Origin of the sequence: Marinovum sp. (assembly GCF_048263515.1) — a bacterium.
In the GTDB taxonomy this organism is placed as follows: Bacteria; Pseudomonadota; Alphaproteobacteria; order Rhodobacterales; family Rhodobacteraceae; genus Marinovum.
Genome location: NZ_JBLXEC010000013.1, coordinates 75,002 through 98,955 on the forward strand (window position 1 = coordinate 75,002; position 23,954 = coordinate 98,955).

At 67.3% G+C, this 23,954-nt stretch carries 26 protein-coding genes; 10 read left to right on the forward strand and 16 right to left on the reverse strand.

Annotation, left to right across the window (positions count from 1 at the left end; genetic code table 11):
* Window positions 1-23: 23 nt before the first annotated feature.
* From ruvB to ruvC, 3 genes are read right to left on the reverse strand one after another with little or no spacing between them, the layout of a single operon-like run.
* A complete protein-coding gene (ruvB, locus tag ACN0SE_RS13160) occupies window positions 24-1,049 on the reverse strand; it encodes a Holliday junction branch migration DNA helicase RuvB (RefSeq protein WP_417524985.1) in 1,026 nt (341 codons plus the stop codon).
* 58 nt (window positions 1,050-1,107) lie between these two features.
* Window positions 1,108-1,773 (reverse strand): Holliday junction branch migration protein RuvA, encoded by a 666-nt coding sequence (gene ruvA / locus ACN0SE_RS13165; RefSeq protein ID WP_417524986.1) that lies wholly within the window; start codon window positions 1,771-1,773, stop codon window positions 1,108-1,110.
* Complete coding sequence (gene ruvC / locus ACN0SE_RS13170) at window positions 1,770-2,264, reverse strand: crossover junction endodeoxyribonuclease RuvC (protein WP_417524987.1); 495 nt, start codon at window positions 2,262-2,264, stop codon at window positions 1,770-1,772. The genes ruvA and ruvC overlap by 4 nt, the downstream gene beginning before the upstream one ends.
* Before the next feature lie 321 nt (window positions 2,265-2,585).
* Here ruvC and ACN0SE_RS13175 point away from each other — a divergent pair, with 321 nt between their 5' ends.
* Entirely contained in the window at window positions 2,586-2,801 is a 216-nt protein-coding gene (locus tag ACN0SE_RS13175; RefSeq protein WP_417524988.1) for a DUF1127 domain-containing protein, read from the forward strand.
* A 222-nt stretch (window positions 2,802-3,023) separates the two neighbouring features.
* Here ACN0SE_RS13175 and ACN0SE_RS13180 read toward each other — a convergent pair whose 3' ends face one another.
* Complete coding sequence (locus tag ACN0SE_RS13180; RefSeq protein ID WP_417524989.1) at window positions 3,024-3,365, reverse strand: hypothetical protein; 342 nt, start codon at window positions 3,363-3,365, stop codon at window positions 3,024-3,026.
* Window positions 3,366-3,472: 107 nt separating this feature from the next.
* Window positions 3,473-4,345 (reverse strand): 50S ribosomal protein L11 methyltransferase, encoded by an 873-nt coding sequence (locus ACN0SE_RS13185; protein ID WP_417524990.1) that lies wholly within the window; start codon window positions 4,343-4,345, stop codon window positions 3,473-3,475.
* Window positions 4,346-4,493: 148 nt separating this feature from the next.
* Between ACN0SE_RS13185 and ACN0SE_RS13190 the strand changes: the two genes are divergently transcribed.
* Window positions 4,494-4,982: a LysM peptidoglycan-binding domain-containing protein gene (locus tag ACN0SE_RS13190; protein WP_417524991.1), complete on the forward strand. Its 489-nt coding sequence runs from the start codon at window positions 4,494-4,496 to the stop codon at window positions 4,980-4,982.
* 63 nt (window positions 4,983-5,045) lie between these two features.
* Here the strand turns inward: ACN0SE_RS13190 and ACN0SE_RS13195 are convergent, their stop codons facing one another.
* The gene (locus tag ACN0SE_RS13195; RefSeq protein ID WP_417525033.1) at window positions 5,046-6,281 is read right to left on the reverse strand and encodes an MFS transporter; all 1,236 of its coding nucleotides are present in this window, start codon (window positions 6,279-6,281) and stop codon (window positions 5,046-5,048) included.
* A gap of 120 nt (window positions 6,282-6,401) precedes the next feature.
* Between ACN0SE_RS13195 and ACN0SE_RS13200 the strand changes: the two genes are divergently transcribed.
* Entirely contained in the window at window positions 6,402-7,028 is a 627-nt protein-coding gene (locus ACN0SE_RS13200; RefSeq protein ID WP_417524992.1) for a hypothetical protein, read from the forward strand.
* Window positions 7,029-7,069: 41 nt separating this feature from the next.
* On the opposite strand, the gene ACN0SE_RS13205 is transcribed toward ACN0SE_RS13200, so the two are convergent.
* Together ACN0SE_RS13205 and ACN0SE_RS13210 are read right to left on the reverse strand one after the other, a co-directional pair.
* Window positions 7,070-7,423 carry a trypco2 family protein gene (locus tag ACN0SE_RS13205; protein WP_417524993.1) on the reverse strand — a complete coding sequence of 118 codons (354 nt, stop codon included), beginning with the start codon at window positions 7,421-7,423 and terminating at the stop codon, window positions 7,070-7,072.
* 92 nt (window positions 7,424-7,515) lie between these two features.
* On the reverse strand, window positions 7,516-8,337 hold the full coding sequence (locus ACN0SE_RS13210; protein ID WP_417524994.1) for a glycosyltransferase: 822 nt from the start codon (window positions 8,335-8,337) through the stop codon (window positions 7,516-7,518).
* Window positions 8,338-8,501: 164 nt separating this feature from the next.
* Between ACN0SE_RS13210 and ybgC the strand changes: the two genes are divergently transcribed.
* Entirely contained in the window at window positions 8,502-8,891 is a 390-nt protein-coding gene (gene ybgC, locus ACN0SE_RS13215) for a tol-pal system-associated acyl-CoA thioesterase (protein ID WP_417524995.1), read from the forward strand.
* Here the strand turns inward: ybgC and ACN0SE_RS13220 are convergent.
* A complete protein-coding gene (locus tag ACN0SE_RS13220) occupies window positions 8,888-9,685 on the reverse strand; it encodes a protein-disulfide reductase DsbD domain-containing protein (RefSeq protein ID WP_417524996.1) in 798 nt (265 codons plus the stop codon). The two genes, ybgC and ACN0SE_RS13220, sit on opposite strands and share 4 nt — an antisense overlap.
* Before the next feature lie 114 nt (window positions 9,686-9,799).
* Between ACN0SE_RS13220 and ACN0SE_RS13225 the strand changes: the two genes are divergently transcribed.
* Window positions 9,800-10,384 (forward strand): YqgE/AlgH family protein, encoded by a 585-nt coding sequence (locus ACN0SE_RS13225; RefSeq protein WP_417524997.1) that lies wholly within the window; start codon window positions 9,800-9,802, stop codon window positions 10,382-10,384.
* 402 nt (window positions 10,385-10,786) lie between these two features.
* Here ACN0SE_RS13225 and ACN0SE_RS13230 read toward each other — a convergent pair whose 3' ends face one another.
* Window positions 10,787-11,833 carry an MBL fold metallo-hydrolase gene (locus tag ACN0SE_RS13230; protein WP_417525034.1) on the reverse strand — a complete coding sequence of 349 codons (1,047 nt, stop codon included), beginning with the start codon at window positions 11,831-11,833 and terminating at the stop codon, window positions 10,787-10,789.
* 2 nt (window positions 11,834-11,835) lie between these two features.
* The gene (locus ACN0SE_RS13235; RefSeq protein WP_417524998.1) at window positions 11,836-13,554 is read right to left on the reverse strand and encodes an acyl-CoA dehydrogenase; all 1,719 of its coding nucleotides are present in this window, start codon (window positions 13,552-13,554) and stop codon (window positions 11,836-11,838) included.
* 93 nt (window positions 13,555-13,647) lie between these two features.
* On the opposite strand from ACN0SE_RS13235, the gene ACN0SE_RS13240 reads away from it, so the two are divergent.
* Window positions 13,648-14,595 (forward strand): L-threonylcarbamoyladenylate synthase, encoded by a 948-nt coding sequence (locus tag ACN0SE_RS13240; protein ID WP_417524999.1) that lies wholly within the window; start codon window positions 13,648-13,650, stop codon window positions 14,593-14,595.
* A gap of 440 nt (window positions 14,596-15,035) precedes the next feature.
* Here ACN0SE_RS13240 and ACN0SE_RS13245 read toward each other — a convergent pair whose 3' ends face one another.
* Window positions 15,036-16,685, reverse strand: coding sequence for an electron transfer flavoprotein-ubiquinone oxidoreductase (locus ACN0SE_RS13245; protein ID WP_417525000.1), 1,650 nt, complete (start codon window positions 16,683-16,685; stop codon window positions 15,036-15,038).
* Between the two features lie 297 nt (window positions 16,686-16,982).
* On the opposite strand from ACN0SE_RS13245, the gene greA reads away from it, so the two are divergent.
* Together greA and ACN0SE_RS13255 are read left to right on the forward strand one after the other, a co-directional pair.
* On the forward strand, window positions 16,983-17,453 hold the full coding sequence (greA, locus tag ACN0SE_RS13250) for a transcription elongation factor GreA (RefSeq protein ID WP_417525001.1): 471 nt from the start codon (window positions 16,983-16,985) through the stop codon (window positions 17,451-17,453).
* 40 nt (window positions 17,454-17,493) lie between these two features.
* Window positions 17,494-18,549 (forward strand): hypothetical protein, encoded by a 1,056-nt coding sequence (locus tag ACN0SE_RS13255; RefSeq protein ID WP_417525002.1) that lies wholly within the window; start codon window positions 17,494-17,496, stop codon window positions 18,547-18,549.
* Between the two features lie 231 nt (window positions 18,550-18,780).
* Here the strand turns inward: ACN0SE_RS13255 and glp are convergent, their stop codons facing one another.
* Genes glp through ACN0SE_RS13275 form a run of 4 tightly spaced genes read right to left on the reverse strand, consistent with a single transcriptional unit; the run spans window position 18,781 to window position 22,857 of the window.
* Window positions 18,781-20,865, reverse strand: coding sequence for a gephyrin-like molybdotransferase Glp (gene glp, locus ACN0SE_RS13260; protein ID WP_417525003.1), 2,085 nt, complete (start codon window positions 20,863-20,865; stop codon window positions 18,781-18,783).
* Entirely contained in the window at window positions 20,862-21,353 is a 492-nt protein-coding gene (mobB, locus tag ACN0SE_RS13265) for a molybdopterin-guanine dinucleotide biosynthesis protein B (RefSeq protein ID WP_417525004.1), read from the reverse strand. Before mobB ends, glp begins: the two co-directional genes overlap by 4 nt.
* Window positions 21,350-21,976, reverse strand: a complete 627-nt coding sequence (gene mobA / locus ACN0SE_RS13270; protein WP_417525005.1) for a molybdenum cofactor guanylyltransferase MobA — start codon at window positions 21,974-21,976, stop codon at window positions 21,350-21,352. The genes mobB and mobA overlap by 4 nt, the downstream gene beginning before the upstream one ends.
* The gene (locus tag ACN0SE_RS13275; protein ID WP_417525006.1) at window positions 21,973-22,857 is read right to left on the reverse strand and encodes a formate dehydrogenase accessory sulfurtransferase FdhD; all 885 of its coding nucleotides are present in this window, start codon (window positions 22,855-22,857) and stop codon (window positions 21,973-21,975) included. Before ACN0SE_RS13275 ends, mobA begins: the two co-directional genes overlap by 4 nt.
* 52 nt (window positions 22,858-22,909) lie before the next feature.
* Here ACN0SE_RS13275 and ACN0SE_RS13280 point away from each other — a divergent pair, with 52 nt between their 5' ends.
* A complete protein-coding gene (locus tag ACN0SE_RS13280) occupies window positions 22,910-23,623 on the forward strand; it encodes an AzlC family ABC transporter permease (protein WP_417525007.1) in 714 nt (237 codons plus the stop codon).
* Window positions 23,620-23,946 carry an AzlD domain-containing protein gene (locus tag ACN0SE_RS13285; RefSeq protein ID WP_417525008.1) on the forward strand — a complete coding sequence of 109 codons (327 nt, stop codon included), beginning with the start codon at window positions 23,620-23,622 and terminating at the stop codon, window positions 23,944-23,946. Before ACN0SE_RS13280 ends, ACN0SE_RS13285 begins: the two co-directional genes overlap by 4 nt.
* Window positions 23,947-23,954: the final 8 nt, after the last annotated feature.

A 23,954-nucleotide genomic window follows, 5' to 3' on the forward strand; every position in this document is an offset into this window, starting at 1 on the left:
TCGGGGATGATAGGGCGCAGGGCTCAGCCGAACAGGTCGGATTGGCCCGGCGGGCGCGGGGCGGCCATGCCGAGGTGGGTCCAGGCCTTCTGTGCCAGCATGCGGCCGCGCGGGGTGCGCTGGATCAGGCCTTGTTGCAGCAGATAGGGCTCGATCACCTCTTCCAGCGCGTCGCGGCTTTCGCTGAGCGCGGCCGACAGCGTCTCGATCCCCACCGGGCCACCGGCGTAATTCTCGGCGATGAGCTTGAGGTAGCGCCGGTCGGCGCCGTCGAGGCCGAGGTTGTCGACGCCCAACCGGGTCAGCGCCCCGTCTGCCAGTTCGCGGGTAATATGGCCGTCGCCGTCGACCACGGCGAAATCGACCACCCGGCGCAACAGCCGCCCGGCAATCCGCGGCGTGCCGCGGGCGCGGCGCGCGATTTCGCGTGCGCCGGCGTCATCGGCGGGAACCCCGAGCTTGACGGCATTGCGGCTGACAATTTCGTGCAGCTCGTCGATGGTGTAGAAGTTCAGCCGCGTCGGGATGCCGAAGCGGTCGCGCAGCGGAGTAGTCAGCAGGCCAAGCCGCGTGGTGGCGCCCACGAGCGTAAAGGGCTGCAGCTCGATCCGCACGGTGCGAGCGGCGGGGCCCTCGCCGATCACCAGGTCGAGCTCGAAATCCTCGAGCGCGGGGTAGAGCACCTCTTCGACCGCCGGGTTGAGCCGGTGGATCTCGTCGATGAACAGCACGTCGCGGGCCTCGAGATTGGTAAGGATCGCCGCCAGGTCGCCGGCCTTGGCCAGCACCGGGCCGGAGGTCATGCGGAAGTTGACGCCCAACTCGCGCGCCATGATCTGCGCCAGCGTCGTCTTGCCGAGGCCGGGGGGGCCGTGAAACAGCGTGTGGTCCATCGCCTCGCCGCGCTGGCGGGCGGACTGGATGAAGACCCGCAGGTTGGCGCGGGCCTCGGCCTGACCGATGAAATCGCCCAGCTGCTGCGGCCGCAGGGCGCGGTCGTAATCCTCGGGCCGCTCTTCGGGGCGCAGGGTCGGGTCCGGTTCGCTCATCTCAGCCGCTCCTCAAGCCCGCGCGGGCTTTCCTCGCGCCGCTGCCGTGTCGCAGGGCTCATCCCTTGGGCGCCAGCAGCTTGAGCGCGGCACGGATCAGGGCCGGGGTCTCGGCCTCGGGGTCCTCGCCCGCGGCCTGGGCCACGGCGCCCGCCGCCTCGCCCGGAGCATAGCCGAGGTTGCTGAGCGCCGAAAGCGCCTCGGCCTGAGCATTGCTGGCCTTGGGCGCGGGTTTCGCAGCGGGGCGGGGGGACGCAGGTTCGATCACCATGTCGTCGACATCGCCCACCTCGGCCGTCTGTGCGCCGCCCATGGCCATGACCGCCGGGGCCTTGTCCTTGAGTTCATGCACCACGCGCTGCGCGGTCTTGGGGCCGATGCCCTTGGCGGCCTTGATCGCCGTCACATCGCCAAGCGCGATCGCCCGGCTCACGCCCTCTGGCCCCAGGGCGCCCTGGATCGCCAGTGCCGCCTTGGCGCCGACGCCCTGGACGGTCAGGAGCAGGCGGTGCCACTCCTTCTCGACCAGCGAGGGGAAGCCGTAGAGCTGCAGCAGGTCCTCGCGCACCACCAGATCGGTATAAAGCGCCACCGCCTCGCCCACGCCGGGCAGGGTGGCCAGCGTGCGTTCGGAGCAAAAGACCACATATCCCACGCCGCGCACGTCGAGCAGCACGTGATCCTCGCCGCGGTAATCGATCCGTCCGGACAGCTTGCCAATCATGACGGGGTCACCTCGCGCAGCGCCGGCGAGCGGTAATAGAGCGCATGGGTGATGGCGATGGCCAGCGCATCCGCCGCATCGGCCCCGGCCAGCACCACGCCCGGCAATTGCATCTTGACCATATGGGCCACCTGTTTCTTGTCCGCATGGCCGACGCCGACCACGCATTTCTTGACCGCGTTGGGGGCGTACTCCCCGACGTCCAGCCCGGCCTGCGCCGGCACCAGGAGAGCGATGCCACGGGCCTGGCCGAGTTTCAACGTCGCCACCGCGTCCTTGTTGACGAAGGTCTGCTCCACCGCCGCCGTGGTCGGCGCAAAGCGCCTGAGCACCGCGGTCAGCTGCTCATGCAGCGACAGCAGCCGCAGCGCCAGATTGGTGCCTGAGGAATGGCAGACGCCGTTGGCGACATGCGAGAACTTGTTGCCGGTGACGTCGATCACGCCCCAGCCCAGGTTGCGCAAACCCGGATCGATGCCCAGAACCCGCATGACTGCCCCGTTTGTTGCTTTTTTGTTTCGCTAGCACGAAGCGGGAACAAACACCAAGAGAAACCTGTCAAGGCCCCCGTCCAAGCGCCCGACCGCAGGGCCGCCCTGGGCCGACGTCGGAAAGCGCCAGTCGAGGTCTGAAAACGACATGTAATATCCATGGTTTATTGATTAATTTCAGCGTCTTGCTGCGGTGCAGAGATATGCAGAAAACGCATACGGGGAATGCAGTCATGGCGCTTGCCCGGAGGCAGTTTGCCCATTAATTGCGCGAAATGAAAACACGCGCCGCCATGGCGCTTTAGCCTAGGAGCGAAAACAATGGCAGTTTCTGAACAGAGCCACGCCCATCTCGCGATTGCCGGCGTTGCTGAGCGCATCGGCCGCGTCATTGTTGCCATGATCTCGGCCGTGCAAGAGTGGAACGATGCCCGCCAGACCCGCAAGATGCTTTCCAAGCTGAGCGACGGCGAGCTCGACGACATCGGCCTGACCCGCGCCGACATCGACCGGGTGGCCCGCGGCGACATCTACTGAGTTTCCGCAAATGACCACGAGCCCAGGCCGCGCTTCGCAAGAAGACGCGGCCTTACTCGTTAAAGAGGTCGGGTAAGTCTCAAATACGGCCCGTGAGTCCTGCGTGGGGTGCGGGCCGCGCAAAGCCGGAACGGGGTGCCTTGGGCACGCCGCGCCGGAGCACTGGCAACATAAACCTGTGGTGCGGACCCCGGCGGCCAAGGCCGGCCGGAGCCCTGAAGATCAGAGCAGAGGTGCGAGGAAACGGGCCGCGATCTGCGACGCCGGTTCGATCTGCATGGCCCATGCGGCGCCTTGCTCGAAGATGGTGCCTTCGGCCAGCAGCGCCAGCTTGTCCTCGTACTGGACCGGGCCCTGGTGGGCAATCAGCAGCCCCTTGAACCCGATGAAGCAGAGCGCGATGAGCATGAGCCCGCGCAGGGGAACCCCGGCCAGCCCGCGACGCGGACGCTGGCGGATCAACCCGGTGCGGTCGATGAATGTGACGTGACCCCGTGCCAGTTTGCGGTTCTTTCTGGCGATGCGATTCACGCGTTTGTCGAAGTGGAACAGCGTTTCCGACATGACAGCCTCTAATAATCTGGCCCCCACCAGACACGGCGTCATTAATGCGCTGCAAATGTGGCAAGACTGGGGCGAACACCCCCAAATGGCTGAAAATGCCCCGCAAATCAGTCAGATTTGCGGAGAGTCAGCGTCGTCCATTCAACAATCTCTTCCCGTTGCACCAGATTGATACCGTTCTGCGCATAGACCTCAATCACCTCATCCGCCTGTTCGTTGAGGATTCCGGATAGAATCGCATATCCCATGGAATCAAGATGCCGCGCCATATCGGGCGCCAAGGCAATCAGCGGCCCCATCAGGATATTGGCAAAGACCAGGTCAAAGGGTGCGCGGGCCGCGATCTCGGGGTGATCAAAGCCCATGGCTTCGACACAGGTGACCCGACCGTCAAGGCCGTTGGCGCGGACATTGGCCTCGGCCACGTCGACGGCGACCCGGTCGATGTCAGAGGCCAGCACCTGCTGCGGCCAGATCCGTGCGGCGGCCATCGCCAGTACTGCGGTGCCGCAGCCGATGTCAGCGACGCTCTTGCCGACAAAGCCCTCGTTCGACAGCCGGTCGAGCGCGCGCAGGCAGCCCAGAGTGGTGCCATGGTGGCCGGTGCCGAAGGCCATGGCGGCCTCGATCAGAAGCGGCTCGCAGCCCTCGGGCACCTTGTCGGCGTCATGGCTGCCATAGACAAAGAAGCGCCCGGCCTCGACCGGCGCCAGCTCGCGCCGGACCTTGGCGACCCAGTCGGTCTCGGGCAGTTCAGAGACGACGAAGTCCTTGGCGCCAAAGGCCGCGGCCAGAACCGCCAGCGCCGCCGCGTCGGGGGCTTCGGTGAAATAGCCGCCGATCTCGAAGAGACCGGAGCCGTCCTCCATCTCGAAGACGCCGATGCCGGTGGGTTCCGGCTCCAGCCGCTCCATCGCCAGGCCGAGCGCCTCGGCTTCGGCTTTTCCGGGCAGGGTGGTGAAGGCGGTGAATGTGGGCATGAGAGGCCTCCTGACAAGGGTTTCCGGTCTCTAGCCCGAAGCGGCGGCCAAGGCCAGCGGCCTTGTGGCGGGCAGGCAGAGAGCCTTGGCTGATTCGCTTTTAACGCGGTATGGTGGGGGTATTACTCTCGCATAAAGGGAATTTGATATGTCCATTACCCTCGACATCCAGCAGCCGCAGCCCTTCGACCTTGTGGGCGCCGACATTCTGATCTCCGGCAATGCCACGGCCTTTGAAGGGACGCTCGGGGTGACCGTCTCGGAAGGCCATGACGAATACAGCGGCTTTGTCACCGTCGGCGCTCTGGGGCTCAGGCAGTTCCAGGGGGTGTTCTCGGTGCCGGTGAACAACAGCTTTCAGTTGAGCCGGGTGTTCCTGACGCTGGCCGATGACAGCGGCAACGAGAACGGTCCCTCGGTGGTGATCCCGCTGCTCTTTGGTCCGAAGATCCTCGCTGGCTACGCCGGCTGGCAGCCGCATGTGGTGCGTGCCGGCGATACGCTGACCAAGATCGCCCAGCACCACTACGGCACGAATGAGTACCAGCCGATTTTCGAGGCCAACCAGCATGTGCTGAGCTCTCCGAACCTGATCTTTCCGGGGCAGGTCCTGCGGGTGCCGCGCGCCGACATCTAGGCGCTTTTCCGGCCCTTGCGGCCCGTCCTCGCGAAGACAGGCCGCGAGGGCTGGAGGAGCGGCTCACTCCGCCGGGGCGGGGGCCCTCAGCGCGGCAAAGATGGTCTCGTTGCCCGGTTCCGGGTGGCGCGGGATCAGCAGTGCCAGCAGGAAGGAGCCCGAGGCGATGCCGGCCGCCGCCATGAACACCGAGGCGGGCGAGACCAGCCAGAGGTAGCCCAGCAGCGCCGGCAGGAAGACCGCGGCGATATGGTTGATGGTAAAGGCCACTGCCGCCGTCGGCGCGATGTCGCGCGGGTCAGCGATCTTCTGGAAGTAGGTCTTGAGCGCCAGCGCCAAGGCAAAGAACATGTGGTCGATGACATAGAGCGACGCCGCCAGCACCACGCCCCAGCCGAAGTAGTAGATGCCGCCATAGGCGAGGAAGACCGCCACCAGCCCGGCATACTCGAACAGGAGCGTCGCGCGTTCGCCGAAGCGGCCCACCGCTTGGCCCATCAGCGGCGCAAAGGCGATATTGGCCACCAGGTTGATCAGGAACAGCGCGGTGACCTCGTGCACCTGGAAGCCGAAGCGCTCGACCATCATGAAACCGGCAAAGACCACGAAGATCTGCCGCCGCGCGCCCGAGAGGAACTGCAGCAGGTAATACAGCCAGTAGCGCCGCCGCAGCACCAGCTTCTTGATCTGCGGATCGGGGGCCTCGAACCGCGGATAGAGCAGCATCGCCAGAACCGCCAACACCGCCGTGAGCCCGCCGGCGATCAGGTAGACATGGGTGTAGCTCAGGCCCAACGCCTCCCACGTCAGGACGATGGCGCCGTAGGCCAAAAGCGTCGCCGCCGAGCCGGCCGCCATCAACAGGCCAAGCACCCGGGGCGCCTGATCCTTGGGCAGCCATTGCAGCTGCAGCGACTGGTTGACGGTCTCGTAGTAGTGAAAGCCGATCGACGACAGCATGGTGATCGTCAGGATCCCCGCCATCGAGGGATAGAAGGCCGTCAGCGCCGTGGCCACGCCCAGCAGCAAGAGCGACACCAGCCCCAGCACCTGTTCATGCATGAAGACGATGAGCGCGATCACCCCAACGGCCAGAAAGCCGGGGATCTCGCGCACCGTGTGCAGCCAGCCGATGTCCGAGCCGTCGAAGCCCGCCACTTCGATGACGAAATTGTTGAGCAAAGCCGACCACGTGGCAAAGGCCAGCGGCATCGCCGCCGCCATGACAAAGAGCAACGTCACCGGCCGCTGCCGGAGCGGCAGGGTGCGGGCGGTGGCAAGGGGGACGAGGCGTGTCAGCATGGCTCTGCCATACGCCCGGCCGCGCCCGAAGGCGAGAGAAAGTGATGCGCAGACCCCTCTGCAGGAACGCACAGAGCCCGGTTTATCCCGGTCGCCGGGGGTGCTAATGACACCGCCATGCTGAGTTCTGACGCCATCGCCCCGCTCTTTACCCGCGCCGACGGGCGCTATCTCTTTGCCCGCTGGGGCCGGCCGATCGCGCCGATTGTCTTTGGCGTGACCGAGGGCACCCTGCCGGTCATCAGGGGCGCGATGGAGGCGGTGGTCGCCATGGCGGGCCACCACATGGCCGAGACCGACCCGGAGCTCGGCTCGAACTGCATGTTCTTCTTCTTCCGCGACTGGGACGAGCTGACCGAGGTGCCCGACCTCGACAAGCTGGTGCCCGACCTCGCGCCGCTGGTTTCGCGGCTCAAGGCGGCAGAGGCCAACCAGTACCGGGTGTTCCGCTTTGACGACCAGGGCGCGATCAAGGCGGCCTTCGTGTTCCTGCGGATGGATGCGGCGCTGGGCGCGATGCCGGCTGAAGATTTGGCGCTGGGGCAGGTGGTGCAGGTGATGTTGCTCTGGTCGGAACAGGCCTTTGCCGAGGTCTCGCCGCTGGCCATCGCCGGCGGCAAGACCGTGCTGCGCCCCGAGATCGGCGCGGTGATCCGCGCCGGCTATGACCCGGTGATGCCGGCGGTGGCGCAGGATCCGACCCATGCGCTGCGGCTGGCAGCGCGGGTGGGCGCGGCGCAGTAGGCGACGGGCGGCGTCGGCAACTGGCGATGCCGCGTCCGGGGCTAGCTGCTCCTGACCTTGCCGATCCGCTCGGCCTGTTCGGTGTCATGCGGCAGGACCACGTCGAGCGAAAAGGTCAGCCGAGAGACCGTCTCGTTGGTGGCCTCGCCCTTGCCGCCAAGGCTGGCCTCGACCACCCAGATGCGGGCGCTGGCCCCGCCGGAGGCTTCCTCGGACTTGGCCGCGCTGACCGCGATGTCGAAGTTGAGCGTCGTGCGGGGCGCCACGAAGTCCTTGTCCTTGGTGTGCAGTCCGGGGTTGACCAGCCCGCCCAGCGGCCGGATCTCGTCATCGGCGGCCGTGACGGCCTGGGCGATGTCGGATATGGCGGAAACGACGAAATCCTTGAGGTCCATCGCGTGATCCTCCTGCGGGAGACAACACGCAATAGTTGCACGGGTTGGCCTTTCGGACAATGAAGACCGAGAATGTGTGAGATGCGCCCCCTTCAGGCCGCCGCACTTTCCCGCGTTTCGGCATCGGCAATCGGCCAGTCCGTCATCAGGTCGCGCAGCAGTGGAAAGGCGCGGTGCATCCTGTCCATCTCGGCGGCCTGAACGATCCTGTCGGAGAATTGCGCCTTGCTGTCGTTGGTCTCATGCACCGCACGGATGTAGCTGGGCGTGCGGGAATAGATCACCCGCACCGGGCGGCGGTCGAGGATCTTCTTGTGGGCAATGCCGAAGGGCTGGCGCCGCGATCCGGTGGGTGCGGTGACCGCCAGCCCGAGGTTGGTGGCGGCATTGAGCCGGTGGCGCAGCGACATCTGCCCGTCGCGGAACACCGCCGAGATGCCGCGTGCATGCGAGATGAAGCAATATTCCTCGCCCGGGGCCCTCAGCTTCTTGGCCGCCAGCGCCTCGGCGCGCAGCCGCTCGGTGAAATCCACCGCCACGGCGTCATCGTCATCGAGCACGATCTGCGTGCTCCAGGGGTCGCTGGCAAAGGTCTCCTTGCGGTAGCGGGTGAAGCAGTCGCCGGCGCTGTCGGGAGCGCGAAAGATCACATGTGCCCGGTCGCCCAGCATGTCGCCACAGACCTGCTGCAACCGCGCCTTGTGGGGGTCGGGCAGGTCCTCGGCCGAAAGCACGATCAACCCGAAATCGCCATCGCTCTGATCGGCAAGCGAGCGCAGGGCGATCTTTTCGAGGAAGTAGTGCCGCTGGTCGAGACGGGCCTCGTCGAACAGCAGGGCCTTGTCGGTCGAGGCCTCGGACTGCCAGCCGGAGCGGCCGAAGAAGGAATAGCGCATCTCGTAGATCATATGCATCGGCGGTCTCGCTGATCGGTTCACCGGAACACTAGCGAGCCAGCTGTCGGCAACCAAGCGGCTTTGACGCGGGCCGGCCCGCCGAAGCCAAATTGGATCGGCCCGGTTGCACGCCGGTCACGGGGATGGTTTGACAGGGGCAGGGCGGCAACAGGGGATTTGCGATGCGGCATCGTTTCGACTGTCGGGTCTATTACGAAGACACCGATATGGCGGGGATCGTCTACCACGCCAATTTCCTCAAATACATCGAACGCGGGCGCAGCGAATGGGTGGCCTCGCTGGGGCTCGACCAGCGGGTGATGAAGGAGAGCGCCGGTCAGGCCTTTGTCGTGCGGCGGATCGAATGCGATTACCTGAGCCCGGGGCACTACGGCGACGACCTGACGGTCCTGACAAGGGCAGAGAAGGCGTCCGGCGCGCGCATGGTGCTGCGGCAGGAGGTCTGCCGGGGCGACGAGACCCTGTTCTCGGCTTTGGTGACGGTGGTCCTGCTGGGGCCGGGCGGTCAGCCGATGCGGCTGCCGGCAGAGTTGCGACAGGCGCTGGCCTAGCCGGCAGAGCAGCCGCGAATGTCGACCGCGTGTTTCCTGCCAAGGACCGTGAAACGCAGCCCCGAGCGGTCGAGCGCAAAGGGTGCGCCGTCGACATGCTGCATCTCGGTGCGCGCGGTCAGAACCGGCCCGTCGCGGCGGGCCTCGGCCTCGGTCACCCAGATCGCCGGGTTGGCGGTCTCGACCACCACGAATTCCGCGCCGCCGGCGCTGGGCATGGCGATGCTGGCGGTCAGCGAAATCCCACCCTTGATCGGCGAGAGCCGGCAGGTCACCTGGCCTACCTTGGCCTCGCGGGCCGAAAGCGGCTGGTTCATCAGCGCCGCCACCAGTCGCGGATCGCGGCGGCCGTCGGGGGTCAGGCTGCCGGAGAACTGCACCGTCGCCGGCACGCAGACATCCTTGCAGACGCCCAGCTCCATCCGGCCGGTCAACTGCATGGGGCGGCCAGTGGTGTCGGGGCGGATCACCAGCGGGATCACCACGTCGCCGGGATAGCCGATCGAGGTCATGCCGTTCTGGTCCATGGCCTTGGGCGTCGGCCAGACCGGCGCCAGGCTGCCGATGTTGCGGCTGCCGGCCCAGTCGAAGCGCGGCGGGATGCCGGCCTCGCCGGGGCTGCGCCAATAGGTCTTCCACCCCGGCGCCAGGTCGAGCAGAAGGCCCGCCACATGGCTGCCGTCGGCCTGCTGCCAGCCGGGGATCAGCGCGGCGCGCGCCACGTCGGTCTGGGCCTGCGCCGGGGCGGCGAGGCCCAGGGCCAGGGCTAGCGAGGTGAGGAGTTGGCGCATCATGATCATGAGATGCGGGAAAGGCGGGTGAAATCCAACTCACTTTGTGGCGAGCCTTGCGTCATGTGGCGCCACGGCCCATCTTTGACCGCAAGACATCAAGGGAGCGCCGAGGTGATGAACGAGCCGATGACCACAGCCGAGGACGGCGGGCTGACCGGCCAGCTGCTGATCGCGATGCCGGGCATGCTGGACCCGCGTTTTGCCCATTCGGTGGTGTATCTCTGCGCCCATTCGCCCGAAGGGGCGATGGGGCTGATCCTCAACAAGCCAGTGGCCGATCTGGGCCTGCGCGAACTGCTGGGCCAGCTCGACGTGGCGGTGACCGACGATTTCCGCGGCGCGCCGCTGCATTTCGGCGGTCCGGTCGAGCAGGGCCGGGGCTTTGTGCTGCACACACCGGACTACGAATCGCCGGTGGCGACGCTGCAGGTGGATGCGTCGGTCTCGATGACCGCGACGATGGACATCCTCGAGGAGATCGGCGCCGGCCGCGGCCCGCAGCAGAGGCTGGTGGCGCTGGGCTATGCCGGCTGGGGCCCCGGGCAACTCGAGATGGAGCTGGGGCAGAATGGCTGGCTGACCTGCGCGGCGGAGACCGGGCTGATCTTTGATACGCCGAATGCCGAGAAATGGGAGGCGGCGCTGCGGATCCTCGGTGTGGATGCGCTGGCGCTGTCATCGACGGCGGGACATGCGTGACGGCTGATGGGCGTGAGGGGGAGGCCCCGGATCGGGTCCGGGGCGGGGTTGTTCTTGGGATAGCTGTCGTTCTTCGGCGGCTTCCTGAGCGCCAGGCTCCAAGGCGCGGAATCAAGGCCGCAGGCCGCCGCGCCATCGCCGGGCCGCCCCTATGGCCCGGCGAATGGGTGACGTCGGCGCGCCGACCATTCAAAGCGCGCCGGTGGCTAGGAAAAAGCGTACAGAAGAACCGTTGCTTCGCCGCGCCGCGGCCCGACAATGACGCGGCTTGGTGCGAAGGGGTGCGGGAGAGGCCCCGGATCGGGTCCGGGGCGCGACGGGCTTGGAGCAACGCGGGAGCTGCGCCCCACACGTCCCGGACCTGATCCGGGACCTCACCTCACACCAGACGCCCCAAAACCCTCACTTCGACACGCTTTGCCACACCCAGGCGCCGTCCTCGCGAACAACCCGCGACGCGCGGCCCTCGTGCCAGAGGTGCAGGCAATGGGCCATCGCCTCGACCATCGCCAGGCCATATTCGCCCTCGCCGATCCGGCGTTTGAACAAAGGCGGGAAGCACTCGGTGGCGGTGTGCGGCTCGGCGAGATACTCCGACAGGCGGCGCAAGGCTCCATGGTGGTTGTCGATCAGCTGGTGCAGCCGCATCGGCAGCCCCGTAAAAGGCAGCTTGTGACCGCCCAGAACCAGGTGATCCTCGCGCGCCAGCGGCAGGAAGCGCTCGCAGCTTTCCAGCCAGTCGGAGACCGGATCGGCCTCGGGCTCGGTGGCATAGACGCCGATGTTGGACGAGATCGACGGCAAGATCTGATCCCCGGCAATCACCAGGTTGTCGTCGCGGCTCCAGAAGGTAGCATGGGCTGGGGCATGGCCGTTGCCCAGGTGCACATCCCAGCGACGGCCGCCCATGGTGACCTCGTCGCCCTCTTTCAGCCGGTGAAAGCCCAGCGGCAGCGGTGCCACCACATCGGCAAAGTTGAACGGCCGCTCGGCGGTGCGCCGGGCGAGGATCTCGGGGTCCATGCCGCAGGCGCGCCAGAAGTCCAGCGTCTGCTCGGTCGGCGCATGCTGTTCGTCCAGCGTCAGCATCCGTGCCATCAGCCACGCGGTGCGCGTGGTCCAGATCTCGGCGCCTTGCTCGGCCTTGAACCAACCGGCCAGACCCACGTGATCGGGGTGGTGATGGGTCATCACCATGCGCCGCACCGGCTTGCCGGCCAGCGGACCGTCGAGCAGGCGCTGCCAGATCCGGCGGCTGCGGTTCGAAGCCATGCCGGCGTCGATCAGCGTCCAGCTGTCACCATCGTCGAGCGCATAGACGTTCACGTGGTCCAGCGCCATCGGCAGCGGCAGCCGCATCCAGAGCACGCCGGGCGCCACCTCGGTGGCCGCGCCCTCTTCGGGCGGATCAGGCCAGGGATAGCGGATGCCCGATGTGCCGCCGTCCATCATCAGGAGGCCAGGTCTTCCGGCGTCAGCGCATAAAGCGAGGCCGCGCCAGCGCGGGCCTGTTCCAGCAGGCTGGCATGCTCGGGCAGCAGGCGCTCGATGTAGAACCGGGCGAGCCGGCCGCGGGAGCTGTCGGCGCCACCGGCCTCGGCGGCCTTGAGGTGGAAATGCCCGCCCAGCACCCGGGCAAAGCCCATCAGGAAGGGCACCGCACCGGCAAAGCGTTCGTTCAGGTCTTCGGTGCCGACCAGATCCTCGACCGCCTCGCGCAGGGTCTCGGAGGCCTGCCAGACCGGCTCGGCCAGGTCGGGCAGGGTGGCGCGCAGGCCTTCTGCATGAGCCTCGACCTCGTCGAGCAGCGCGTTCATCGCCTCGCCGCCGTCCATCATCTTGCGGCCCACAAGGTCCATCGCCTGGATGCCGTTGGTGCCTTCGTAGATCGCCGTCACCCGCACGTCGCGGTAAAATTGTGCTGCGCCGGTTTCCTCGATGAAGCCCATGCCGCCATGCACCTGAATGCCGGTCTCGGCGACGCGCATGCCGGTCTCGGTGCCGAAGGCCTTGGCAATCGGCGTCAGCAAAGCGGCGCGGGCCCGCCAGCCGGGCTCGCCGGTGGCATGGCCCATGTCGATCGCCTGGGCGCAGGCCACTGCGATGGCGCGGGCGACAAAGGTATCAGCGCGCATGGTGGCCAGCATCCGGCGCACGTCGGCATGATCGATGATCGTGCCGGTGCCGCCCTCGACGGGCGTGCGGCCCTGCTTGCGGTCGAGCGCATAGGCCAGCGCGGTCTGCGTCGCCGCCTCGGCCTGGCCCAGACCCTGAACACCGACTCCGAGCCGGGCGTTGTTCATCATGGTGAACATGGCGCGCATGCCGTCATGCGGCTCGCCCACCAGCCAACCGGTGGCGCCGTCGTATTCCATCACCGCGGTGGGCGAGCCATGCAGGCCCATCTTGTGCTCGAGCGAGACCACGCGCAGGGAATTGGCCTTGCCGGGATTGCCGGCTTCGTCAGGGATGAACTTGGGCACGAGGAAGAGCGAGATGCCCTTGGTGCCGGGCTTGCCATCGGGCAGGCGCGCGAGGACGAGGTGGCAGACGTTCTCGGCAAAGTCGTTGTCGCCCCAGGAAATGAAGATCTTCTGGCCCGAGACCGCATAGGTGCCATCGCCATTGGGCTCGGCCTTGGACCGCAGCGCACCGACGTCGGAGCCCGCCTGCGGCTCGGTCAGGTTCATCGTGCCGGTCCATTCGCCTGAGATCAGCTTGGGGATGTAAAGCGCCTTCAGCGCATCCGAGGCATGGTTTTCCAGCGCCTCGATCTGGCCCTGGCTCATCAGCGGGGCGAGTTGCAGCGACAGACAGGCGCCCGAGAGCATGTCGTTGACCGCGGTGGTCAGCATCATTGGCAGGCCCATGCCGCCGTGTTCGGGGCTGGCCGACATGCCGATCCAGCCGCCGTCGCCGATCGCCTTGTGGCCTTCGGCAAAGCCCGGCGAGGTGCGCACCACGCCGTTTTCCAACACTGCCGGGTGCAGGTCGCCATTGCGTTGATACTGTGAAAGCTTTTCCTCGCAGAGCCTGGCGGCCTCGGACAGAACGGCCTGCGCCATGTCCTCGGTCGCTTCCCGGAATTTCTCGGTTGCTGAGACCGGTGCCATGGGCACCACGTGGCGGAAAATGACGTCGTAGTCACTGAGGGGGGCGGAATAGGCCATGGGGAATACTCCCTTGCAAAGGCTTTGCTTTATGTTGGCTTCCAGCTATACGGCTGCGCAGCTTTGCGGCAACCGAAACGCGGCGTCACGGATATGAGCGAATTAGCGACAGAGCGGCTTGATCCCGACGCGGGCGGCGTGGCCCGCGCGGTGGCGGTGTTGCGGGCCTGCGGGCGCGTCGCTTTCCCGACCGAGACGGTCTACGGCCTTGGCGCCGATGCCCGCGAAGGAACTGCGGTGGCGGGGATCTATTCCGCCAAGGGCCGGCCTTCGTTCAATCCGCTGATTGCCCATGTGGCTGATATCGCCATGGCGCAGCGCTATGTCCTCTGGAGCGATCTAGCCGACCGGGTGGCCCAGGCCTTCTGGCCCGGACCGCTGACCTTGGTCCTGCCCTTGCGCGCGGACGCCGGGATCTCGCCCTTGGTGACTGCTGGCTTGTCGACGCTGGCGGTGCGGGTGCCGGCGCATCCCCTGGCGCAAGAGCTGTTGCGGGCGTTTGACGGCCCGCTGGCAGCGCCCTCGGCCAACCCCTCGGGGCGGATCAGCCCAACGGTGCCGGAGCACGTGCTGGCAGGCTTGGATGGCGCGATCGAGTCGGTGCTGATGGGCGGGCCCTGCGAGGTCGGGGTCGAGTCGACGATCCTCGGGTTGGCGCCGGAGCCGGTGTTGCTGCGTCCGGGTGGGTTGCCGGCCGAGGCCTTGGAGGCTTTGCTGGGGGTGTTGTTGGAAGAGGGTGGTTCAGCCGAGGCGCCCTTGGCGCCGGGACAGCTTTTGTCACACTACGCGCCAGAGGCCGGGTTGCGGATGAACGCGACCTCGGCCGGTGAGGGCGAGGTGTTGCTGGGGTTCGGACCTGTGAAGGGAGACATGACGCTCTCGGCCAGCGGCGACCTGCACGAGGCGGCGGCTGCGTTGTTCGGCGCGCTGCATGCGCTGGACGGACAGGGGGCACGGGTGATCGCCGTGGCGCCGATCCCGGAGACCGGGCTGGGGCGCGCCATCAACGACCGGCTGCGGCGGGCGGCGGCGCCTCGGTAGGCGGGTGCATGGCCCGGAATTTTGCGTGGCCCGGAATCAAGGGCGTCAGCCCGCCGGGCCAGCGGCTGCCCGCCCCACCGGGCTGCCGCTTTTGTTGACGAAAGCGCGTCGATCTGAGGTCTTTCGGAATTAACTGAGATAAAGTGCTGCCGAACTGAGGGTGTGGCGGCATCCCGCGGGCAGCCACTGACCCGGCTTGTGCAACGCTGGAATGGGGAGGGGCCCGGAATCAAGGCCGCAGGCCGCTGGGCCAGCGGCTGCCCGCCCCATCGGGCTGCCGCTTTGGCCGACGTAAGCGCGTCGATCGAACCTCTTCCGGATTTGGCTGGGATAAAGCGCTGCCGAACGAAAGTTGCAGCGGCACCCCGCGGGCAGCCGCTGGCCCGGCTTGTGCGACAGACAAACGCCGGGGCGATCCGCACCGCCCCGGCGTTCCAGGCTCACATGTTCGGATAGTTCGGCCCGTCACCGCCCTGCGGCGTCACCCACTTGATGTTCTGCGACGGGTCCTTGATGTCGCAGGTCTTGCAGTGCACGCAGTTCTGGAAGTTGATCACGAACTGCGGCCGACCGTCCTTCTCCACCACCTCGTAGACCCCGGCCGGACAATAGCGCTGCGCCGGCTCGGCGAACTTCGGAAGGTTCACGTCGATCGGCACCGAAGGATCGAGCAGCCGCAGGTGGCAGGGCTGGCTCTCTTCGTGGTTGGTGAAGGAGAACGCCACGTTGGTCAGCCGGTCGAAACTCAGCTTGCCGTCGGGCTTGGGATAGTCGATCGGCTTGTGGTGATAGACCGTCTCGGTCGCCTCGGCGTCGGACTTGCCGTGGCTCAGCGTGCCGAAGAGCGAGGCCCCGAACAGCTCGTTGGTCCACATGTCGAGCCCGCCAAGCGCCAGCGAGGCGGTCAGACCCCATTTCGACCACATCGGCTTGACGTTGCGCACCTTCTTCAGGTCGCGGCCGATGGCACCATCGCGCACCTCGGTCTCATAGGCGCTCAGCTCATCACCCGCGCGCTCGGCCTTGATCGCGTCAAACGCCGCCTCGGCTGCCGCCTTGCCCGAAAGCATGGCGTTGTGGTTGCCCTTGATCCGCGGCACGTTGACCATGCCGACCGAACAGCCCAGCAGCGCCACGCCGGGCGCCACCATCTTGGGCATCGACTGGTAGCCGCCTTCGGTGATCGCCCGCGCGCCATAGGCCACGCGCTTGCCGCCCTCGAGCAGCTCGGCCACCATCGGGTGATGCTTGAAGCGCTGGAATTCCATGTAGGGGAAGAGGTGCGGGTTCTTGTAGTTCAGATGCACCACGAAGCCGACATAGACCTGGTTGTTCTCGAGGTGATAGATGAACGACCCGCCACCGGCATTGCTGTTCAGGGGCCAGCCCATGGTGTGGGTGACCGAGCCTTCGCGGTGCTTGGCCGGGTCGATCTCCCAGATTTCCTTCATGCCGATGCCGAATTTCTGCGGCTGCTTGCCGGCGGAGAGGTCGTATTTCGCGATCACTTCTTTCGCCAGATGGCCGCGCACGCCTTCGCCGAGGAAGACATATTTGCCGTGCAGTTCCATCCCCGGCTCGTAGCCCGGACCTTCGCGGCCGTCGGGATTGCGGCCGAACTCGCCGGCCACCACGCCCTTCACTTCACCGTTCTCGCCATAGACCAGCTCTGAGCAGGCCATGCCGGGGAAGATCTCGACCCCCAGCGCCTCGGCCTGTTCGGCCATCCAGCGGCAGACATTGCCCATCGAGACGATGTAATTGCCGTGGTTCGACATCAGCTTGGGCATCGGCCAGTTCGGCACCCGCACCTTGCCGGCCTCGCCCAGCATGTAGAAATTGTCGTCCTTGACCGGCACGGTCAGCGGCGCGCCCTTTTCCTTCCAGTCGGGGATCAGCGCGTCGAGACCGCAGGGATCGAGCACCGCGCCCGACAGGATATGCGCGCCCACCTCGGAGCCCTTTTCGAGCACCACAACGTTCAGCTCGGCATCAAGCTGCTTGAGCCGGATCGCGGCAGACAGCCCGGCAGGCCCGGCCCCCACGATCACCACATCATATTCCATCGCTTCGCGCGTCACGTCGCTCATCTAAGCTCCCCCTGGCTGGTGCTGCACCTGCATCATGATCCGCAGACTCCTGCCCGGAAAATGCCCCTCGGTCAACGCCACGCGCTGCGTCACAATCGAACAAATCGGGGCCTTGAGGGGTAATTTTCCGATGTTAGCGCCCAAGCTCTGCGCCGTGGGCGATTCGCGCGACGCTTTGCCCACCGGGGGAAAACCCCCTTGCATCCGGTCCGATGCTCGGGGCAATGTCGCTGAAACGAGCTGTGATGAATTCGCCGCCGCCTCGACAGGGGCAGGCGGCCCTTTCTGGTAAGGCCTATGGAAAAGATACCTATGACGCGCGCGGGCCACGCCGCGCTCGAAGCCGAATTGAAGACCCTGAAATCCGTCGAGCGGCCGGCCGTCATCCAGGCGATCGCCGAGGCGCGCGAACTGGGCGATCTCAAGGAAAACGCCGAGTACCATTCGGCGCGCGAAAAGCAGGGCTTCATCGAGGGCCGGATCAAGGAGCTCGAGGGCGTGCTGAGCCTGACCGAGGTGATCGACCCCACAAAGCTCTCTGGCTCGGTCAAGTTCGGCGCGACGGTCACGGTTGTCGACGAGGAAACCGACGAGGAAAAGACCTGGCAGATCGTCGGCGAGCACGAGGCCAATGTCGAGAAGGGCCTGCTCAACATGAAGTCGCCCATTGCCCGGGCATTGATCGGCAAGGAAGAGGGCGACAGCGTCGAAGTCCGCACGCCGGGTGGAACGAAGGATTACGAAATCCTCAAAATCGCCTATATCTGACGGCGAGCGCCCCGCGCGCCCCCCATTGAAGAGCCCGGCCATGCCCGACGCCACCACCAATCCTTCGCCCGACGCGGGCGGCAAGCTGGCGCCTTCGGCGCCGACGCCGCTGGGCATCTACGACCGCAGCCGCGGCCCGCAGGTCACCGGCATCGAAGTGACCGCCATCGCCCTGTCGCTGATCTGGCTTCTGGGCGCGGCGGTGTTCTTTGTCGTGCTCGAGCCGTCGAACAGCACCGATGACAGCCTGCGGTTCCTGATGACCATGCTGGCGGTCTTCATGCCGGTCGGCATGATCTGGGTCGCCGCCACCGCCGCACGCGCCTCCAAGGTGATGCGCGACGAGGCGACGCGCCTGCAGACCGCAATCGACGCGCTGCGCCACGCCTATGTCAGCCAGAGCCAGGGCGGCACCTCGGCCACCTCGGTCGGCCGCAAACTCGACGAGATCGCCGCAGCCCAGCGCAAGGCCGAGGCGACGCTGGCGATGTTCTCCTCGACCCGCGAGATCGGCAGCCACCGTCCGGCCCAGCCTGCCGCCGCAGCGCCTGTGGCGCGGCCGCAGGCCAGCGGCGATGACCAGCCGGCGCTGGCGCTGGGCACCCCGGCCGAGGCGCTGACGCCGGAACTGTCGAACGACGATTTCATCCGCGCGCTGAACTTTCCCGAAACGCCAGAGGATCGCGACGGCTTTGCCGCGCTGCGCCGGGCGTTGAAGCACCGCCCGACGGCGCAGCTGGTGCAGGCGGCGCAGGACGTGCTGACGCTGCTCAGCCAGGACGGCATCTACATGGACGACCTGCGCCCCGACATGGCCAAGCCCGACGTCTGGCGCCGCTTTGCCGAAGGCGCGCGGGGTCGCGCGATTGCCGGCCTCGGCGGCGTGCGCGACCGCTCGTCGCTGGCCCTGTCGGCCGGTCGGATGAAGCAGGACCCGATCTTCCGCGACGCGGCGCATCACTTCCTGCGGGTCTACGACCGCGCTTTCCAGAGCTTTTCCGAACGCGCCTCCGACGCCGAGATCGCCGCTTTCTCCAACACCCGCACCTCGCGCGCCTTCATGCTGCTCGGTCGGGTGGCTGGGACGTTCAACTGATTGGTGCCAAGCGTCCCGGACTTGATCCGGGACCTCGCGGACGACGCTGGCAGAGGCCCCGCATCAGGTCCGGGGCTGCGTTGGACGAGGCTTGAGGTCTGAGCGCTGCACCGGGCGCTGTCCCGCACTGCAGGGCCTGAACCGTCACAAATTGGAACCGCCGTCCCGGACTTGATCCGGGACCTCCCGGACGTCGCTGGCAGAGGCCCCGGATCAGGTCCGGGACGCGTGTCACCCGGAAAAACTCCCGAACGGCAGAAACCGCACCGGATCGCCCTCGGCAATCTGCGCCGGCCCGTCGGGCAGTTCCACCAGCCCTTCCGCCCAGCTGAGCCCGCTGATCCGCCCCGAGCCCTCAGAGGCGAAGACCTCGGCCCGGCCGTCGCGCAGCCGCGCGCGCAGGTATTCCCGCCGCCCCGGCTTCTTGCGCTTGGCAAAGCCCGCCGGCACGTCAAAGCCCTGAGGTTCAGTCCAGCTGCCCCCCGCCAGCACCTCGAGCGCCGGGCGGGCAAAGATCAGCGTGCAGACCAGCGCCGCCACCGGGTTGCCGGGCAGGCCGAAGACCGGCACTCCGCGCCAGGTGCCCAGCGCCAGTGGTCGCCCCGGCTTGACCGCGATGCGCCAGAGTTGCATCGCGCCGGCCTCGCGCAGGAGCGCCGACATGTGATCCTCGTCCCCGGCAGAGGCCCCGCCGGAGGTCAGCACCACATCCGCCGCCGCGGCCGCATCGTCCAGCCGCGCGCGCAGCGCCGCGCGGTCGTCGGGGGCAATGCCGAGGTCCACCGCCTCGAAGCCCCATTGCCGCGCCAGCGCCAGCAGCATCGGGCGGTTGGCATCATATATCTGTCCTGCGCGGGCCTCGGTGCCCGGCGGCAGGATCTCGTCACCGGTCGACAGCACCCCGACCCTCAGGCGGCGTCGGAGCGGCAGGCTGCCGTGCCCCACCGCCGCCAGCAGGGCCAGATCGGCGGGCATCAGCCGGCGCCCGGCCGGAAGGACCGGTGCGCCCTCGGCCACATCCTCGCCGGCCTTGCGGGCATTGGCGCCGCGTTTCAGCGGCCCGCGCAGCACGATCTGCCGGCCGTCGGTGGTGACGTCCTCCTGCAGCGCCACGGTCTCGACCCCCGGCGGCAGGGCGGCGCCGGTCAGGATGCGCAGGGCATGGCCCTCTGGCACCACGCCGTCAAACGGCACGCCCGCCGCCGCGCGCCCCTCGACCAGCGGCAGCCGCGTCACGCCCTCGGGCAGCGCGCCGGCAAAGCCGTAGCCGTCAACCGCCGCATTCGCCTGCGGCGGGTTCGACCGCCGCGCCACCATGTCCTGCGCCAGAATGCGCCCCTCGGCGCCCTCGAGCGGCCCCTGCTCCACGCCGACGCGGACACTCAGAGTGTTGCGCAGATGGGTCAAGGCTTCGTCAACCGGCACCCAGTCGACCCCCGGTGGGAGGGCGAAACAATCGTTGCTCAGCGGGGGCGGGTCGAGGGTGGCGGGTGAGAGCGCCTCTTCGTGCCCCAGCCCGAATATCCAGCCTTCCTCCGGGGCGTCGACGTCCAGCATGGTCGCAAGCTGCTCCGCCGGCAGATCGGCAATCGCCCGGGCAAGAATGCGCACTTGGGCGCGATCCTTGATCTCATCCTCACCGCATTCCGCCGCGATGATCGGTGCGATCAGCGAGGGCCAGACTTCGACCAATGCCAGATCGCTGTCGAGCGGCTCGAACGGCCAGGCGCGGGCCTGATACTTTTGCCGCAGACGCTGCAGCACCGGCAGGCCCATGAAAACCTGCGAGCCCACGGCCCCGGCGCCGGCCAACTGCCAACAGGTAAAACTCCCCTTGGCACGCTCCTCGCAGGCGCGGCGCTCGGGAAAGGGATTGCGGTACTGGCTCTTGTTGCGCGGCAGACCATCGATCTCGCGCGCCAATCCGTTGAACCAGAACGGGCCATCTGAGCCGAACTGCCGGTTTATCATTCCAGCGAGGTCGAACCGGTTGTTCGCCTTTGGCGAGTCCTCCACGCGGGCTTCGAACCACTGCCAAAGCGCCAGAGGATCGGCCTGGCCGGTCAGTGCCTCAGCAAACCCTTTGGGGTATCCGAACGGGAAATCGAAACCGATGAAAAGCCGCCTGCTAGCGGCGTGTTCAGCTTCGATCAGTTCGCAGAGCGCCGCCTCAGCCACCTGCCGATTGCGACAATAAAACGGCTCTTCTTCGATGCCGGCCCGCATCAGCCCGATCCAGATCGCGTCTTTCTTCGGTCTCACGCCCCTGTCGTTTCCGCCTGACCAGTCCACCACGGCAATCGTGTCAAATCTCACAGCCCCACCTCGCGCAGAATGAAATCGGCCACGGCCTGCGTGTCGTCGAGGTGGAACACCGGCCGGTCGAGCGCTGGCGCGGCGTCAGAGGCGACGGCGCGGATCGTCGGGTCGTCCGGGGCGATCAGCGGCTGGCCGGTGGCGGCGCGCTGGGCCTCGATCTTGGGGTGACGGTCGCGTTTGTAGCCTTCGACCAGCACCAGATCGCAGGGCGCCAGTTGCGCCAGCAGCGCCTCGAGCGGCGGCTCTTCGGCGTCGCGCAGCTCGGTCATCAGCGCCACGCGGTTGCGCGAGGCGAGCAGCACCTGTGTGGCGCCGGCCAACCGGTGGCGATGCGAATCCTTGCCGGGCTGGTCGACGTCGAAGCTGTGGTGCGCGTGCTTGACGGTCGAGACAGTGAAGCCGCGCGCGGTGATTTCGGACACCAGCCGCTCCATCAGCCCGGTCTTGCCGGAGTTCTTCCAGCCGGTCACGCCATAGAGCCTCATCGCGCCATCGCCTCGGCCTGCGCCAGATCCTCGGGCGTGTTGACGTTGAAGAAGGCCCGGCCCTCGGGAAACAGCGCCTCGCGGCCGCCGTGGCGGTCGGTCCAGAGGACGACCTTCGTGAGGCCGTCGTTCAGGGCGGCGCGCAGGTCATCGCGCAGGGCCACCGGCCAGAGGCCGAAGGTGGGGTGGCGGACATGGCCACTTTTGGACATCGATTTGGTCTCTTCGTCATCGCGCGGGGTGGCGGCGAGGACCAGCGGATGGGTCTGGCCTGCGCTTGTTTCCTCCAGCCGCGCCACGAGGTCGGCGGGCAGGAAGGGCGTGTCGGCGGCGGCGGTGACGATGCGGTCGAAACCCTGCGCGGCGGCATGGTCGAGCCCGGCCAGCACCCCGGCGAGCGGGCCTGCGAAATCTGGGATGGTGTCGGCCACGACCGGCAGGCCGTAGCTTGCAAACCGCGCGGGATCGCCATTGGCGTTGAGCGCCAGCGCGGTGACCTGCGGCTGCAGCCGGTCGATCACATGGGCGAGGATCGTCGTTTCGCCCAAGCGCAGCAGCCCCTTGTCGCCGCCGCCCATGCGTGTCGCCTGACCGCCGGCGAGGATCACGCCCAGCACGCTCATGCCTCGGCCCCCTTGCGGCGGCTTTTCCTGGGCTCGTCGGGCACGGCGTCGGGGTCGGCGTCCCAGGTGATGCGCTCTTCGCCCGACAGGCAGACAAAGCGCTTGCCGCGCATCCGGCCAATCAGGGTCAGCCCGACCTGCCGGGCGATCTCGACCCCCCAGGCGGTAAAGCCGGACCGAGACGCCAGCACCGGGATGCCCATGTGCGCCGTCTTGATCACCATCTCCGAGGTCAGCCGGCCGGTGGTATAGAGGATCTTGTCGGCGCCGCTCACACCTTCCTGCAGCATCCATCCGGCGATCTTGTCGACGGCGTTGTGGCGGCCGACGTCCTCCATGTAGACCAGCGGGCGGTCCTCTTCGCAGAGCACGGTGCCATGGATCGCCCCGGCCTCGAGATAGAGTGAGGGCGTGGTGTTGATCTGCGCCGAGAGCGCGTAGAGCCAGCTCGAGCGCAGTCGGGCCTGCGGCAGGGTCAGCCCTTCGAGCCCCTCCATCATGTCGCCAAAGACCGTGCCCACGGCGCAGCCGCTGGTGCGGGTCTTCTTCTTCAGCTTGTCCTCGTGGCTGGTCTGGCGGGCGGTGCGGACCACCACCACCTCGAGATCTTCGTCATATTCGACCCCGGTCACCACGTCGTCTGGCGCCAGCATCGCCTGGTTGCGCAGGAAGCCCAGCGCCAGATACTCGGGGTAGTCGCCGATCGTCATTGCGGTGACGATCTCCTGCGCATTGAGAAAGATCGTCAGCGGCCGCTCCTCGACCACCGAAATCTCCTGCGGCTGGCCGGCATGATCGACCCCGCGCACCACCCGCGTCAGGCGCGGCGCCGAGGGGTCGGGGGCGATGAGATAGCGGCTGGCATCTGGGGCGGTGGGCAATTGCGTCTCCCGGCGTCTCTTAGTAGGGCTTGGCCGAACCTAGGATGAAGCCATGCCACCCTCCACCCCCAAACGCGATTTCTGGCGCGGGATGCGTGACTCTGCGCCCTTCGTCATTGTCATCATTCCCTTCGGCGGCCTGTTCGGCGTGGTCGCCACCGAGGCCGGGCTCAACGTCTTCGAAGCGCTGACCTTTTCCATCGTGGTGATTGCCGGCGCGGCGCAGTTCACCGCGCTGCAGCTGATGGCCGAGGACGTGCCGATGCTGATCGTGCTGGTCTCGGCGCTGGCGGTCAACCTGCGCATGGCGATGTATTCCGCCGCGCTGACGCCGCATCTCGGCGCGGCGCCGGTCTGGCAGAGGGCCTTGGTGGCCTACTTCACGCTGGACCAGAGCTTTGCGGTCAGTTCGGTCACCTTCGAGAAAGAGCCCGAGATGCCGGTGACCAACAAGGTCGCCTATTTCCTCGGCACGGCGCTTGCCGTCTCGCCGCCCTGGTGGGTGGCGACGGTGGTGGGCGCGCTCCTGGGCAAGAGCGTGCCGGAATGGATGGCGCTGGATTTCGCCATCCCGATCACCTTTCTCGCCATCATCGCGCCGATGCTGCGCACCCCGGCGCATGTGGTCGCGGCGCTGGTGTCGATCGTGGTGGCGCTGATCTTTGCCTTCCTGCCCTACAACCTCGGCCTGCTGGTGGCGGGCGTCGCGGCGATGATGGCAGGGGCCGAGACGGAACGGCAGATGGAACGGAGTGCCGCGCGATGATCACGCCATGGGAAACCTGGGTCGCGATCATCGGCCTTGGCGTCGGCAGCTTCCTGCTGCGGTTCAGCTTTACCGGCATGGTCGGTGCCAGGAGCCTGCCGCCTTGGGTGCTACGGCACCTGCGCTATACCGCCGTGGCGCTGCTGCCGGGGCTGGTGGCGCCCTTGGTGGTCTGGCCGGCGGCCACGGGCGGCAGCCCGGATGCGCCGCGGATGATCGCCGCTGCGGCGACAATCCTTGTGGGGCTGGCCACGCGCAACGTGCTGGCCGCCATCGCGGCGGGGGCCGCGGGGCTGTACCTCAGCCTCTATCTGATCGGGTAGGGAGGGGG

Excerpts from the sequence above, each read along its gene's own strand:
- ruvB (WP_417524985.1), bottom strand. The coding sequence starts at position 1,049 with ATGAGCGAACCGGACCCGACCCTGCGCCCCGAAGAGCGGCCCGAGGAT.
- ruvA (WP_417524986.1), bottom strand. The coding sequence starts at position 1,773 with ATGATTGGCAAGCTGTCCGGACGGATCGATTACCGCGGCGAGGATCAC.
- ruvC (WP_417524987.1), bottom strand. The coding sequence starts at position 2,264 with ATGCGGGTTCTGGGCATCGATCCGGGTTTGCGCAACCTGGGCTGGGGC.
- ACN0SE_RS13175 (WP_417524988.1), top strand. The coding sequence starts at position 2,586 with ATGGCAGTTTCTGAACAGAGCCACGCCCATCTCGCGATTGCCGGCGTT.
- ACN0SE_RS13180 (WP_417524989.1), bottom strand. The coding sequence starts at position 3,365 with ATGTCGGAAACGCTGTTCCACTTCGACAAACGCGTGAATCGCATCGCC.
- ACN0SE_RS13185 (WP_417524990.1), bottom strand. The coding sequence starts at position 4,345 with ATGCCCACATTCACCGCCTTCACCACCCTGCCCGGAAAAGCCGAAGCC.
- ACN0SE_RS13190 (WP_417524991.1), top strand. The coding sequence starts at position 4,494 with ATGTCCATTACCCTCGACATCCAGCAGCCGCAGCCCTTCGACCTTGTG.
- ACN0SE_RS13200 (WP_417524992.1), top strand. The coding sequence starts at position 6,402 with ATGCTGAGTTCTGACGCCATCGCCCCGCTCTTTACCCGCGCCGACGGG.
- ACN0SE_RS13205 (WP_417524993.1), bottom strand. The coding sequence starts at position 7,423 with ATGGACCTCAAGGATTTCGTCGTTTCCGCCATATCCGACATCGCCCAG.
- ACN0SE_RS13210 (WP_417524994.1), bottom strand. The coding sequence starts at position 8,337 with ATGCATATGATCTACGAGATGCGCTATTCCTTCTTCGGCCGCTCCGGC.
- ybgC (WP_417524995.1), top strand. The coding sequence starts at position 8,502 with ATGCGGCATCGTTTCGACTGTCGGGTCTATTACGAAGACACCGATATG.
- ACN0SE_RS13220 (WP_417524996.1), bottom strand. The coding sequence starts at position 9,685 with ATGATGCGCCAACTCCTCACCTCGCTAGCCCTGGCCCTGGGCCTCGCC.
- ACN0SE_RS13225 (WP_417524997.1), top strand. The coding sequence starts at position 9,800 with ATGAACGAGCCGATGACCACAGCCGAGGACGGCGGGCTGACCGGCCAG.
- ACN0SE_RS13230 (WP_417525034.1), bottom strand. The coding sequence starts at position 11,833 with ATGGACGGCGGCACATCGGGCATCCGCTATCCCTGGCCTGATCCGCCC.
- ACN0SE_RS13235 (WP_417524998.1), bottom strand. The coding sequence starts at position 13,554 with ATGGCCTATTCCGCCCCCCTCAGTGACTACGACGTCATTTTCCGCCAC.
- ACN0SE_RS13240 (WP_417524999.1), top strand. The coding sequence starts at position 13,648 with ATGAGCGAATTAGCGACAGAGCGGCTTGATCCCGACGCGGGCGGCGTG.
- ACN0SE_RS13245 (WP_417525000.1), bottom strand. The coding sequence starts at position 16,685 with ATGAGCGACGTGACGCGCGAAGCGATGGAATATGATGTGGTGATCGTG.
- greA (WP_417525001.1), top strand. The coding sequence starts at position 16,983 with ATGGAAAAGATACCTATGACGCGCGCGGGCCACGCCGCGCTCGAAGCC.
- ACN0SE_RS13255 (WP_417525002.1), top strand. The coding sequence starts at position 17,494 with ATGCCCGACGCCACCACCAATCCTTCGCCCGACGCGGGCGGCAAGCTG.
- mobB (WP_417525004.1), bottom strand. The coding sequence starts at position 21,353 with ATGAGGCTCTATGGCGTGACCGGCTGGAAGAACTCCGGCAAGACCGGG.
- mobA (WP_417525005.1), bottom strand. The coding sequence starts at position 21,976 with ATGAGCGTGCTGGGCGTGATCCTCGCCGGCGGTCAGGCGACACGCATG.
- ACN0SE_RS13280 (WP_417525007.1), top strand. The coding sequence starts at position 22,910 with ATGCCACCCTCCACCCCCAAACGCGATTTCTGGCGCGGGATGCGTGAC.
- ACN0SE_RS13285 (WP_417525008.1), top strand. The coding sequence starts at position 23,620 with ATGATCACGCCATGGGAAACCTGGGTCGCGATCATCGGCCTTGGCGTC.